General features: G+C 55.3%; 13 protein-coding genes. 1 reads left to right on the forward strand and 12 read right to left on the reverse strand.

Annotated features, from left to right (window positions below; genetic code table 11):
- Nucleotides 1-7: 7 nt before the first annotated feature.
- Nucleotides 8-1,609: a hypothetical protein gene (locus ACHHV8_RS35545; protein ID WP_395164152.1), complete on the reverse strand. Its 1,602-nt coding sequence runs from the start codon at nucleotides 1,607-1,609 to the stop codon at nucleotides 8-10.
- Here ACHHV8_RS35545 and ACHHV8_RS35550 point away from each other — a divergent pair.
- Nucleotides 1,587-1,814: a hypothetical protein gene (locus ACHHV8_RS35550; protein WP_395164153.1), complete on the forward strand. Its 228-nt coding sequence runs from the start codon at nucleotides 1,587-1,589 to the stop codon at nucleotides 1,812-1,814. The genes ACHHV8_RS35545 and ACHHV8_RS35550 overlap by 23 nt on opposite strands.
- Nucleotides 1,815-1,833: 19 nt before the next feature.
- On the opposite strand, the gene ACHHV8_RS35555 is transcribed toward ACHHV8_RS35550, so the two are convergent.
- The 11 genes from ACHHV8_RS35555 to ACHHV8_RS35605 all read right to left on the reverse strand — a co-directional run bounded on the left by ACHHV8_RS35555 (nucleotide 1,834) and on the right by ACHHV8_RS35605 (nucleotide 11,757).
- Nucleotides 1,834-2,277 carry a phage tail protein gene (locus ACHHV8_RS35555; protein ID WP_395164154.1) on the reverse strand — a complete coding sequence of 148 codons (444 nt, stop codon included), beginning with the start codon at nucleotides 2,275-2,277 and terminating at the stop codon, nucleotides 1,834-1,836.
- A gap of 5 nt (nucleotides 2,278-2,282) precedes the next feature.
- The gene (locus ACHHV8_RS35560) at nucleotides 2,283-2,525 is read right to left on the reverse strand and encodes a DUF6760 family protein (RefSeq protein ID WP_395164316.1); all 243 of its coding nucleotides are present in this window, start codon (nucleotides 2,523-2,525) and stop codon (nucleotides 2,283-2,285) included.
- Complete coding sequence (locus ACHHV8_RS35565) at nucleotides 2,480-2,857, reverse strand: phage tail assembly protein (protein WP_395164155.1); 378 nt, start codon at nucleotides 2,855-2,857, stop codon at nucleotides 2,480-2,482. The genes ACHHV8_RS35560 and ACHHV8_RS35565 overlap by 46 nt, the downstream gene beginning before the upstream one ends.
- An 86-nt stretch (nucleotides 2,858-2,943) precedes the next feature.
- Nucleotides 2,944-3,378, reverse strand: coding sequence for a phage tail protein (locus ACHHV8_RS35570; protein WP_395164156.1), 435 nt, complete (start codon nucleotides 3,376-3,378; stop codon nucleotides 2,944-2,946).
- Nucleotides 3,379-3,457: 79 nt separating this feature from the next.
- Nucleotides 3,458-5,194 (reverse strand): phage tail sheath subtilisin-like domain-containing protein, encoded by a 1,737-nt coding sequence (locus ACHHV8_RS35575; RefSeq protein WP_395164157.1) that lies wholly within the window; start codon nucleotides 5,192-5,194, stop codon nucleotides 3,458-3,460.
- Between the two features lie 149 nt (nucleotides 5,195-5,343).
- Nucleotides 5,344-6,150 (reverse strand): hypothetical protein, encoded by an 807-nt coding sequence (locus ACHHV8_RS35580; RefSeq protein ID WP_395164158.1) that lies wholly within the window; start codon nucleotides 6,148-6,150, stop codon nucleotides 5,344-5,346.
- A gap of 11 nt (nucleotides 6,151-6,161) precedes the next feature.
- Nucleotides 6,162-6,731 (reverse strand): Pvc16 family protein, encoded by a 570-nt coding sequence (locus ACHHV8_RS35585; protein WP_395164159.1) that lies wholly within the window; start codon nucleotides 6,729-6,731, stop codon nucleotides 6,162-6,164.
- Between the two features lie 133 nt (nucleotides 6,732-6,864).
- Nucleotides 6,865-7,470, reverse strand: a complete 606-nt coding sequence (locus ACHHV8_RS35590) for an ATP-binding protein (protein WP_395164160.1) — start codon at nucleotides 7,468-7,470, stop codon at nucleotides 6,865-6,867.
- Nucleotides 7,364-9,157, reverse strand: a complete 1,794-nt coding sequence (locus ACHHV8_RS35595) for an ATP-binding protein (protein WP_395164161.1) — start codon at nucleotides 9,155-9,157, stop codon at nucleotides 7,364-7,366. Before ACHHV8_RS35595 ends, ACHHV8_RS35590 begins: the two co-directional genes overlap by 107 nt.
- Nucleotides 9,158-9,230: 73 nt before the next feature.
- Complete coding sequence (locus ACHHV8_RS35600) at nucleotides 9,231-9,755, reverse strand: type III secretion system chaperone family protein (protein WP_395164162.1); 525 nt, start codon at nucleotides 9,753-9,755, stop codon at nucleotides 9,231-9,233.
- A gap of 85 nt (nucleotides 9,756-9,840) precedes the next feature.
- Nucleotides 9,841-11,757, reverse strand: a complete 1,917-nt coding sequence (locus tag ACHHV8_RS35605) for a hypothetical protein (RefSeq protein WP_395164163.1) — start codon at nucleotides 11,755-11,757, stop codon at nucleotides 9,841-9,843.
- Nucleotides 11,758-11,989 lie beyond the last annotated feature (232 nt).

Below are 11,989 nucleotides of genomic sequence, written 5' to 3' on the forward strand. Positions count from 1 at the left end.
CGCGATCCTACAGCATCAACGGCCGATTCCTGGCGGCCACCCCAGAATGGCGCCCACAAGTGAACCGGCAAAAATACGGCCGGTTCACTTGCAAAGCGGCCTCCGGTTCTTCCAGCGTGATTTGGCAGCTCCGGCCAAGGACCGGGCTCCAAGCATTCAACCCTGACTCTCTCAGACGCCTTTGGAGCGGCGAGCCGACATGCGGGACAGCCTGTTCAAAGCTGATCGCTCCCGCTCCGGCAGCTGGCTGCCTTTGCGCTTGCCTTCCTCCTCGCTCCCGCTCAAAAATGAAAGAACCCGGGCTCTGCGGCGGAGCAAGAGCTCCTTCCTTTTGCTCACCCAGCCTGCCATCAGCAGGGGGGTGCCCTTCAATGACCAGCCGCATCCATTCTCGTGCCAGCCTCGCCTGTTCTGCATTCCAGCTCCGCTGAACCGCAAGTACGGCATTTCTCTGAATTGCTGCAGCATCACTATTTTGTGATACCAACGCCTGGGCAGCCCGATAAAACAGCCCTATCGACGGCCACAGCCTTCGATTTAGAGGGGACGAGCCTCTCCCGCTTCCCGGTGTATGCCCCAGCAGGTCCCAACGAAAACGTTGAATCGTTGGCAAGCTAAAACCGCTCAAGGCGGTCCTAAATCCCAGCCCTGAGAAGCGGCTCTCGTTGGCTCCCGCAACCGGGGTCCTCTGATCCTTAAAGCTTTCGCCATAAGAAACGTTATTGCTGCGTATCCAAGTAAAATACGGGTTATATGTAAAGAGGATGGAAGCCGGATGCCCCTGGGCAAACGCCGCAAACCTCTCCTGCCTTGGCGAGAAAGAGCCGGCAGACGTCTGGCCCCATTGATCCGCCCATCCTTTATCATGTTCAAAGTTAACGTATTCCGTAAAAGGGTAACCGTCCTTCCGAACCGCATTCGCTCCATTCGTTGAGCGAAACCGGCCGGTCTGTCCGGCGATTGTCCTAACAACTACTTGCGGCCTTACTAAGCTGTACCCTAAAGAGCGTTCCAGCCAACGTTCAATGAAGCTATGCTCCGGTAAACCCAACTGCATGCCCAATCGGTTGCCCTGCAGCGCCAACAAAGCGCGCGTGAGGTTAAATTCAAGCCGATATGGCGTTAATTCTTGTCCTAACCTGCCTTGCTCCAGCTTGGTGAAAATCCCCTGTTCCGCCGGATCCATCTGATGATGTCGTACTTGCGGTTCCTGCTGCAGTCTTGCTCCAGCCAGCCGTGCTGGCAGCGAAGCCAAACGGATGATCTCTTTTGCTGCCGGTCCCTGTCTGCCGTCTGCTTCCGAAAGGACTCTTCCGCCTTCCCGGGGCACAGCCGGGCCGGTCCCCAATAAGGTCCATGCCATGCGTAGCAAGGATGTATATACCTGTCCATTGGCAGGCAGACCTGCATCCCCATGACGCCTGACAGAGTCAAGCTTGTCTGCTTCGGCATACCGAAGCCATTGCTCCCATCGATATGTCTGCTCCCGCTCGCGGCGAACCCAGAGCTGTTGAGCTTCCTTCATCTGCTGAAGCACGATTTGAATCTGAAGAAACCATTGATGATAGATTGGAGCCGCTCCCCGGATGCGTACCGGTGCTGCCTCCATCTCCTTCAAGGTGCCGAAAAATCAATTCCAGCCGGCCGAATCGGCCGCTGCGTCCAAAGCCGTATTTACCCGCAATGTCTTGGGCAAACCGGTCAGCCTGCAGGCCTCGCCCTCCGATAGGGCTCCGGCTGCTGCCGATCATAGGACGTGTAGAAGCAATCTGTGCTGCAACGACGGGGATATGCGATTGTCGGGAAATCATTAACCGTGTCCCCCTGCCGCTTCTATTTGCTAAAAATCGTTTTTAATCCATGGTGAACAATCTCAATCGATTCAATCGCCACGTTTCCGTTAGCCGCATTCAACTCAGGCCCGTTCCATTTGACCGGATAGGCATCGAAAAAATTCCAGCGGCATACTTCTTCGCCTGTTTCGTTGAACAAAATAATGGAGCCGTTCGTCTGCTTCGCTTTCCCAACGATCGTCGCTTCGTACCAATCCCATAATTCCGTCGATTGGGTCAATCCCCGCTTCAGCACGATCCGCGAAAACTTCGTCTGCTTCGGAAAATAATGGAGATGCGTGTTAACGCCGCCTTCCTGATATTCCATGACCTCGGTCTCCGCCTGCATGCCGGTCACTTCGGAAAAACCGCCGACGATGACCCCTTTGATTTCCACCTGAAACCGGAACGCGCCGATCACGTTTTTTTGCTTCAAACCGGCCATCGCTCTCACCTCTTGTTAAACACATCAAACGGATTGTCCTGCGTCTCTTCACTGCTGTTCATCTTCTTGTTGATCCGGGATATTTCCTCGCACCATTGACGGCGTTCCCTGTGTTCCATTGACATGATTTCGTCATGAGGCCAATGAAAGTAGTAGGCGATAAAGCCGGCTTCCTCGTAAATCTTGTCAACGGGATACCCGGTTATGCCTCCGCCGTCTCGTTCAAAAAAGACACGTTCACATCGAATTCATGATCGCATTTGGGACATACCGCGTGCACCTTCGGCACTTCTACCTCATTGATGGTGCGGTACAAATTTTGCAAATAAGCCAGGTCCGCCGTAAACAAACGCTCAATGACGCGCGTATCGATCGCCCGTACATCGCCGAGCTTCGTCACAACCCTTGCCAGCAAAATAATGCTCAAATAGCCTGGATTCTGCTGTACCCGCTGATCCCGCATCGGCAGGATCTCATCGGCCGCCGTCGCCAGACGCATAACCCCGCGCTTGTGCAAATTTCCGTTCTCATCCACGTAACCTCTAGGCAGCTCGAAATCGTATTCTGTCTGAAATGCCATGCTGTTAGCCTCCTTTTAAAATGGGAGAACAAGAGCCAGCCGACAGCAGCTTGCCGGTTCAGCGGCTCTTGCCCCCAGGTTTATCGTTACTTCGTACGTGTCATGCCTTCATGCGCGAGCTCCATCAGCTCGATAGCTACTTCGTTGCCCGAACCGTTGAAGTTCGGAGCCGTATATTTGGTCGGCCAGGCTTCGATAACCTGCCAGGTCGCCACATCGGCGCCTTCTTCGTTGATCGCAATAATAGTGACCGTCTTACGCTGAATTTTGCCCTCCAGCGATTCGGACATCCAGTTGTACATATCCATGGAGTCGGTCACGCCCCATTTCAGCGTAATGTTGCCGTATTTCGACAAGCCCGGCAGCTTCCGAGGCGTCGTAATTTCGTTGCCTTCTCTATATTCGATAACGGAGATGGAAGCATCAAAGCCGGACACTTCGCTGAAGCCTGCCTGTTGAATGCCTTCCACTTCAATACGGAATCTAAAATTGCGGTATGGATCTCTACGTTCGACTGCCATACTAAGCCCCTTTCCTTCTCCTCAAAATGGTTGCCGGACCTCTTCCGGCCTCGGCGTAAGCGCCGTCTACAATATGAGACTACTCTTCTCTCGTCTTCTGCGTAATCCGGAAAATGACGAACTCGGCCGGCTTCACAGGCGCTACGCCGATGACGCAGATCAATCTTCCGTTATCGATATCGTCCTGTGTCATGGTGCTGCGGCCGATATTGATGTAGAACGCCTCGCCGGCACTTGATCCGAGGAGTGCTCCGTCTCTCCAGACACGTGTCAGGAAAGCATCGATCGTACGCTGTACGCGAGCCCACAGCTGTTCGTCGTTCGGCTCGAATACAACCCAGTTGGTCCCGTTCTTGATCGACTCTTCCAGGAAAATGAACAAACGTCTTACGTTCACATATTTCCATAAGGTGTTGGACGATGTAGTACGTGCCCCCCATACGCGAATGCCTTGTCCGGCAAAGTAACGGATCAGGTTGACGCCTTTCGGGTTCAGGATGTCCTGCTCGCCTTTGTTGTATTGGCAGTCCAAACCTACCGCACCGCGAACCACTTCGTTCGCAGGAGCCTTTTGCACCCCGCGGCTGTTATCGGAACGGGCGTAAATCCCTGCAACGGAACCGGACGGCGGGATGAAAATATTGCGCTTATCCAGCGGATCGAACACCTGCAGCCAAGGATTGTACATCGCCGCATAGCTGCTGTCAAAAATGTTGCGGTGCGTCATAACGTCCGCTACCTTCGTTTTGTCGCGCGGAATGTCCAGAATGGCAAAGCGGCTGCCCAGGTTCTCGCAATGAGCCACCAGCGCCAATTGAACGTTAGGATCGGTCACGCCCGGAATCGCCATAATGCTGACCACATCGTTGTCGATGAACGACTGGATCCCCGTTCTTTTGCCGGGACCGCGGTCTTGACCCATGTAATCGGCCGCCGACAAATTCGCCAAAGAGCCGTCGCTGCCTCCGGACAGTGCAATCTGGAATTTGCCGTCCTCTTCCTTCAAGCCGGAAATCACTTCAAACGGAGGCACCTCGCCGAGATCGCCTGTCGTGATGTCCTGTACCTTCACAATGTTGGAACGGGACAAAATTTTGCCGATATGGTTGGCAGCCGTTACGTTCAAAGATACTTTCTCGTACGATTCGGCTTCATCCCCGTAAAATACGTTCAGCGACACTTCGCAAGTCGTCAGCACCTTCGCAGGAAGCAGGTTGCTGTCGATGACGTCTTCTCCGCCTTCAAGAGCCGTGCTCAGTTCAATGATGTTGTCCTGCGAGGAAACGATTTTGCTGTACTGCTTCTCGCCGTCCGCTTCGAAAGCGACAACGTCGCCTACGTTAAAGCCGGCGTTATTTTTAACGCGGTACTGCTTGTCTCCCACAATCTCATAGATTTGGGTTTTGGCTTTGCTGGAAGGAACAACGACGATGCGAATCTGATTTCCCCAGGTTCCCGGGTTTTTCGATTCAATAGCCAAGACGGAGGACTCGGTGTTGCCTTCGGCCTGGTTCGTTGCCGGCTTCGCATCCGTTGGTGCGACACGCATAACATAGCAGCGGGAGCCGCCGTTCAGGAAGAAATGCTCAACCCCATAGGACAGAAACCGGTACTCGCCAAATGCGTTTTCCGACAAATAGCCGCCGAACAGACGGTTAAAGTCCGCCACGCTCGTCACGAGCTGGGGAACGCCCTCGATCTCTCCTCTTTGCGCCAATCCGATAAAACCCGCGGTGCTCGTACTTGCACCCTCCAGCGGTTGCGCACCGCTGTCAAACTCTTCCACATACACGCCAGGCGATAAATACTCAGCCATTGTTTCCCGGTTCGCGATGCAGGGCGCCCTTGCGGGGCTAGCATGACCCTCTCATCCCGATTCCGGTTCTCTCCTTTCTGCTTGGGGGATTAGTAGATGTAACCTTGCAGGACCTGTTATTTATGTATAAAGAAATTGCTGCCATGGTGTCATAGGATGATACTGCCGGAATGAACGGTTCCGCCTTCCTCCAGCACCACCTCCCTCAATACGGCCGGCTCCTGAACCGGAGCCTCTCTATGCAGACTTAGCTGCGCCGTAAACTGCTTCAAGCCGATACCGGGAAAAGCGAGAACCGCCTCTCCGCGCGCGGTTGTGCGGGTCTGAACGACGGGGAGCAAGTAAGCTCCCCTGCTGTATGTATGCTGTAAAGGGCCGGCCAGCTGAAATCTTTTCCCGAAATCGATAACCCCCGCAATCTCGACGGTTTCTTCGAACGGTTTAGCAGAACGGCTTCGGATTAAATAACGGTCGCCGATGCGGATGGATCCGCTTAATGCCCCAACCGTAATCTCATGAGAGCCCATTTCCTGCTTCTCTCCGGTCAGCCGCGCCCGGACGGCATCCTCCTCGGTGATAACCGCCGTAATACCAGCGTTATCGACCGGACGCCCCTGCTTGTCCTGTACGGACAACCGGAGAAGCGTGTCCGCAGGGCGAAACGGATAGGAAGGCAGAGGCAGAAGCCTGACATGAACGATCGTACCGACCGAAGCGATCATAACGTCCCGCTGCTCGGGAAAATAATGCTCGGAGGCAATATGGAGCCGGTAGGCCCCTTCCTGCAGGTCGCCGAACACAAAAAAACCGTCGGCCTTCTGGACCGGTTTAGCCGGAATTCCTTCCAGCCAGGCGGAAGCGCCGCCAAAGTAAGACGAATCCGCCGCTGCCGCGGAATGAAGCCCGACGACCAGCGAGACGCGGGATTTCAGCTGCGCTACTCGAATGAATGTCAATTCGAGTCCTCCTAACCCTGAATTCGAAAATCTCTTTCCAATACTCTTTTGGTGGTCTTGATGCGAGTGGAGTCAATGTTAATCGGTCCAACCGTATAGCTGACGGAAAGCCGGTAAGGGGTATCGGCAAAATTCCACATTTGCAGCATGCTGCTGCCGGGAATTTGCTCCATGACAATGCGGACTTCTTCATCCTTCTCAGCAAGCGTGCCTACGGTCATTGAACCCCGCAAAATGGAGTGATCGTACAGAACCTGCATCGCACGCCCCATGATCCGGTGCTCGTCGAGAGATCTCGTCTGCAGCTCCGCCGGAGACTGCACCGTGAGCATGTAGCCGAGCTCGATCGTCATCGGCGGATACTGAAGCTCGCCGACTCCGCGAGATACCATCTGGGTGCGCCGGCTGTCGCCGCTTTCACGGATGCTGTATAAAAAAAGCGACAAATACAGGCCCCCTTTATCCACGGGGGAAGCTAAGCCGATCAGTTCCGGCTGCGGAATCGGGTCCGGCGTCATCTGATCGCGAAGCAGCTTGATTAACGATGCGCTGACATCGGCAATCACGGAATAATCGCCCATAAGCCCTCCTGCCATGTATAGGTATTTATACCTTTTTGTCGGAATTTGTTTCTATTATCTATTATAATTCTTATAAGTTCACATGACTATAAGATTATTTCGACAAATCTCACGCTTTTTGATAGAGCTGCTGTTAGAAATCGTCGAGATCTTTGCCGAGAACTATTTTCCCCGACTTTTGCAGCTCATGCTTGACGGACTGAATAATGTGGCGCATGCCGATAGGCTCATCCGAAGAAGCGGCCAAAAATGCCGAGGACAGCACGACGTTCTTGATATTCCCCCCGGCAATCTCGTATTTGCGGGCCAAATATTTAAAGTCCACATCGTCATCCAACGGAGCTTCAGGAGGAAACTGAGTACGCCATAAACTTTCACGATATACGGCATCCGGGAACGGAAATTTCACAATATAGTTGATCCGGCGAAGAAAGGCCTCGTCGATATTTTGCAGCAGGTTGGTCGCCAAAATGGAAATTCCCTGGTACTCCTCCATTTTTTGCAGCAGGTACGCCGTTTCAATGTTGGCATACTTGTCGTGCGAATCTTTGACTTCCGACCGCTTGCCGAACAGCGCGTCCGTTTCATCGAAGAACAGCACCGCCTGGCTGGATTCCGCCTCATGAAAAATTTCATGCAGGTTTTTTTCCGTTTCCCCGATATATTTGCTGATGACCTGCGACAGATCGATTTTGTACAGCTCCAGCTGCAGATCCTTGGCCACCACCTGGGCGGACATCGTTTTCCCCGTTCCGGGAGGAGCCTGCAAAAAGCATGCTGAGCCCTTTCCCGTAAGCCAGCTTCCGGTCAAAGCCCCAGCTCCCGTACACGAGCGTGCGGTACTTCACCTGGTTGCAGGCGCTGCGCAGCTGGTCCTTCTGCTCGTCGGGCAGCACGATATCGTCCCAGCCGTACCGCGGAACAATGCGGGTCGCCTTCCGCTCCAGCTTATGCTGCACCTGGCCGTAGCAGGCTTGAATCAGCGTCTCCGTGCGGATTCGAATCTCGCCCCCATCGGCAGAAGCATCCGGCTGAGCCGTGGCCGTGTCCCAGCCTGTCAGCTCCGCAGCCAGCAGCAGCGAGCGGCGAATCTGGCCCGGCGTAAACCGGAATTTCCCGCCCATCGCCCGCCAGTCGGCGTCAGACTTCACGTTCAGCTCTGCGGCAAAAGCTTCCCACAGCGCTTCCCGCTGCCGTTCCTCCGGGACTCCCAGCTCCGCTTCGAGCCACATCCGGTCCGGAGCCTCTCCGTTCAGCCGGAGCGGACGCTCCCCTAACAGGAACAGCCAGCCTTCAAAGACCTCGAGCAGGCCGTAAAACTGCTCTGCACGCTGCTTTGCGGCAGCATCCTGCTCTTCCGGGTACAACGAGGTCACGCCGGTAAAAGCTAGCGCAGCCTGATGCAGCATCGCTTCCCGGATCAGCTCCTGCATCCGCTTGACGAAGTCTGCAGCGGCCAAAGAGCTCAGCAGGGAAGCATCGGCCATCAGCACCGGCTTCCCCATTGCGCTGCATGCATGCCGCACCTGCAGCCTTTTGCCGGCGCCCGGTTTGCCCCAGAGATAGATCCCGCGGCGGGTCTCCCTCGCCTCCGGTTCCTTGCTTCTCGCGGCAGCCTGCCGCAGATAGCTTTGCAGGCGAAGCTGCGCATCTTCGCCAACCCGCAGGGGCGGCAGCGCCTCATCGGGATAATAAATGCTTGCGGCCGGCTTCAAGCCCTCGTCGAATGCGCCGGAGTCGAGCAGGAACATCGCCATCCGGCGATCCAGGGCGACCGCGCCGGAGAGCATCGAGCGGCCCGCGGTTTCCTGCATCTCCCCGGTACAGAAGTACCGGGCCAGCTTGCCGGTCAGAGCAAACGACATCCGCGCCGCGCGGTGTTCCTCCGGCGTGCGGCATACCAGCTGCAGCACGAGGCTGACATTCGGCAGCTTGGCCGTCAGATCGTCCTGCAGAAAACCGAAAATCCGCTCGTACTTCCGGTCCAGCTCCACGGCTGCCGCGGTCATGACGATCCGCCGCTCGAGCTCGGTTAATCCGAACACGGCGGATACATAGATCAGCGGCAAAAAGACGCCGCTTTCCCTGCTGGCCGACACCCGCGCGGCAAGCTGCGCCTCCTGGGCCTCGATCTCCTGCTCGACGGCCTCCAGACGACCGTCCCCCGTCTCAGCTCTCTGTGCCGCCCCTACTAACCGCAGAAACTCGTCCTCCGAGATGAACATGCCCCGGTAAGCATCCGTCTGCGGATCCGGCGTAATCTCCTGACGCAGCACAAATATACGCTGCAGCAGCAGATCGAGCAGCGCCAGCTCGTCCGCATAATGCTCCCATACATGGCCATAGGCGGCAAACCGCGGCTGCCTCCTTACGGCCTCCGGCGTCTCGTGAGACCGCGGCGCCGGTGACTGTGATCCCATTCCCATACCTACCTAACTTCCTTTCCAGGCCTAGACTGTATCCGACTCTATCCGCGGATCCTCCTCTGCCGTCAACCGTTTAATTCCAGTCCTGCCATGCCTTCCGCCAGTCCATTCTGCCTTCAGCCACTTCCTCCAGGCCGGTCGAGAACATATTCAGCATCAGGGTGTACACGGCAAGCAGCTCGAGCAGCTCCTCCCGGTCTGCGGTTCTGTCAGCCGGAAGCGCGTGAATATGACGAAAATGCACTTCGTTATCCCCGTTCATGCCAAAGTGGCCTACCGCCGTTAACGTATTGACCCGAACGAGCAGCCGCTCCAGGCCTACGGTTCCCGGACTGTCCCCTCCTTCTGTGTGAAAAGGCATCAGATACAGCCATTGCAGCAGATGCACCGATTCCAGCTCCTCCGCCGGAATAAAGCTGACATGCAGCAGCCGCTCCCGTCCCGCTTCATCCGCCGGCAGTCTGACTAGCAGCACAGGCAGCGGCAGCTCCTCCGTCGGCTCAATCAGCTCCGAAGGGATCTCCGCTTCTTCCAGCAGTCCTCCCAATACGCTAAGCTCAGCGGTGTACCGCAAAGCCGTAGAATCTGAAAATGTCATCTTTGCGCCTCCTTTAGTAGGTTATTCTCTTTGCGCCATGGACTTGATCAGCAGCGCCCGCTGGGCATCAATATCTCCGTTCAAATCATACAACCGCCGCAGGCTGCAGCCCGTTGCCGCAATAAAACGCTCCACATGGCGGTAACGCATCACGACATCCGGATTCGCCCGGTTCGATTTCCGGCAGCTTCACGATCATATCCATAATCAATTCCGTGTCGTCCACCCGCTTCTGATGCTTTTTCTCGCTCGACTTCTCGGCATTAAACACCATACCGAGCGGCGCCCATCTATGCGCGTTGTTCCGGCCGGCCTGCTTAATCAAGCGAGTGATCGGCATCGCCGCTTTTCCGCTTGCCGCTACGACCTTCAACGCCACTCCGGCATGCGAGCCCGCTCCGCTCAGGGTTGCAATATCGCCTGCCATATTGGTCATTTCGAGACCTATTTGCACTAAAGCGCGGTCAATCCGCTTCACGTTGATCGATTTCATCTCTTTGGCGATAATGTACTCTCTCATACGGTGCAGCTCTTCTTTTTCCTCATCGGTGGCTGTCCCGCCCGTATCCTTCGCTTTAAGTGCCTCGTGCTGGGTCTTTAATGCGTCCTTATCCGTACCGAGACGGCCTTTGATTCTGCCGCCAAAATATTCTTTGCGCGTCATATAGCCCTTCGTTTTGTAGCTATCCTTAAAGCTCTGCTTGATCGAATTCATCTGATAAGCGCTAATCCCCGCTTTAATCGTATCGTAGGCTTTGATCGTAATTGTCGCTCCGCTGATGGCCAGGCCCAGCGCCGGGATGGCGGTAGACAAGCCGGCCGTGCCGACATTGAGCACATCAAGAATCGCTTTCACGGTCTTAATTACCGATGAAGCCGTCTCCAGGCCGCTTACGACGATATCGACCGTATCCCGGAACGCTTCTCCCGCACCGATGCCCGATTTACTGAACGCCTTTTGGAACAAATCGTAAATTTTCTTAACGGTCTGGAATCCGTTCTTAATGATCCCGACCGCTTCCCCTACGCTGCCCGACCAGCCGGCTACCGCTTTGGAGACGCCGATTCCACCGGAATGTCCCGCTGCCTTTGACGCATTATACACCATCGAGGAAACCGCCGAATTAGCGTTAACCGCGCTTTCCCCGACCGATAAAGCATTACTGCCGATTTCCTTCGCCTTTTCCGTCCGGGTCTTATTGTTATCGAACGCCGTCGTCAAAATATTTTTCATCCCGATCAGGCCTGAGAAGCCGCTGCTCAGAATACCTACCGACGCGTTCGCGACTCCCATTCCCGTGGAAGCCTTATCGAGCTTATCCGCCTTGTCTCCGCTTGCCTTCTCGCTCAGCTCGCCTAAGCCTTCGTTGAACTGATCCGTCGTTTCATCCGCCATTTCCCCGACCGGTTCGGCATACTCGTTCGCGTCGTCCAGCAGATCCTGCTTCTCCGGCGCCTCTGCCGTTCCCCAAGTACCCTGCGACCGCGCATGGCTCAAGCTCGCTTTCGCTCCGGCAATACCGCCCGGCCAGCTGACCTTGTTCGTCCGGATAAAACCCTGCGTACCTTTAAATTCGATCATGGTCCATGCGCCGGTCTTATCTTTCTTCTCGAGATCTTCAATCGGTGCCCTGAAGCCGATTCGTTCTCCATCCATCTCTTGCGGCTTCACGGTATATTCCGGCTGCGTCGGATTTAACGGATTCGCCGTCTCGTCATATTTACGCATGTGGGCGCCCATTCTTGAGTTCATCATGGCGGGCTTGAGCTGCAATGTGCCGCCGAGCCCGCCCGGCAAGGCACCCGCTCCCGCGGAGGAAAGCATCTGCATCGTCCCGCGGTTGCCAAGCTGAGTCTGCAGCACGCCGGCGAGACCGGTTCCTCTTACCGGTGTTTGGGCCCCCGCCGAGACCGATTCAGCTGCCTGCCTTTGCCTATCCGCGCCGCGAATAGTTTCTCTTGTCCCCGAAGACGGCTTGGACAAGCTTTTTTTACCCCACATGCCTTCGTACCCCCGATCTTATCCCCATCATAATTGATTCTTATTCGACAAATAGAGCCAAAATCCTTGACCGTTTGCCAAATTTTATCTCCGCAGCCTAAAGGGTTACCCGGGATGCATACCATATTTTTACTCACCTGTGGTACTATGAAAGAAAGAAGTTTAACAGCTTACAATCCTGCATTCATCCCTATTCACATAAGTCAAATGACGTTAGCGAAGCTTAAATGAA

Source organism: Paenibacillus sp. TAB_01 (assembly GCF_043945595.1).
In the GTDB taxonomy this organism is placed as follows: Bacteria; Bacillota; Bacilli; order Paenibacillales; family NBRC-103111; genus Paenibacillus_S.

Bases quoted from the DNA above. Each gene is read 5' to 3' on its own strand.
- ACHHV8_RS35545 (WP_395164152.1), bottom strand. From the start codon at position 1,609: ATGGAGGCAGCACCGGTACGCATCCGGGGAGCGGCTCCAATCTATCAT.
- ACHHV8_RS35585 (WP_395164159.1), bottom strand. From the start codon at position 6,731: ATGGGCGATTATTCCGTGATTGCCGATGTCAGCGCATCGTTAATCAAG.
- ACHHV8_RS35555 (WP_395164154.1), bottom strand. From the start codon at position 2,277: ATGGCCGGTTTGAAGCAAAAAAACGTGATCGGCGCGTTCCGGTTTCAG.
- ACHHV8_RS35550 (WP_395164153.1), top strand. From the start codon at position 1,587: ATGCGTACCGGTGCTGCCTCCATCTCCTTCAAGGTGCCGAAAAATCAA.
- ACHHV8_RS35565 (WP_395164155.1), bottom strand. From the start codon at position 2,857: ATGGCATTTCAGACAGAATACGATTTCGAGCTGCCTAGAGGTTACGTG.
- ACHHV8_RS35570 (WP_395164156.1), bottom strand. From the start codon at position 3,378: ATGGCAGTCGAACGTAGAGATCCATACCGCAATTTTAGATTCCGTATT.
- ACHHV8_RS35595 (WP_395164161.1), bottom strand. From the start codon at position 9,157: ATGGGAATGGGATCACAGTCACCGGCGCCGCGGTCTCACGAGACGCCG.
- ACHHV8_RS35590 (WP_395164160.1), bottom strand. From the start codon at position 7,470: ATGTCCGCCCAGGTGGTGGCCAAGGATCTGCAGCTGGAGCTGTACAAA.
- ACHHV8_RS35605 (WP_395164163.1), bottom strand. From the start codon at position 11,757: ATGTGGGGTAAAAAAAGCTTGTCCAAGCCGTCTTCGGGGACAAGAGAA.
- ACHHV8_RS35600 (WP_395164162.1), bottom strand. From the start codon at position 9,755: ATGACATTTTCAGATTCTACGGCTTTGCGGTACACCGCTGAGCTTAGC.
- ACHHV8_RS35575 (WP_395164157.1), bottom strand. From the start codon at position 5,194: ATGGCTGAGTATTTATCGCCTGGCGTGTATGTGGAAGAGTTTGACAGC.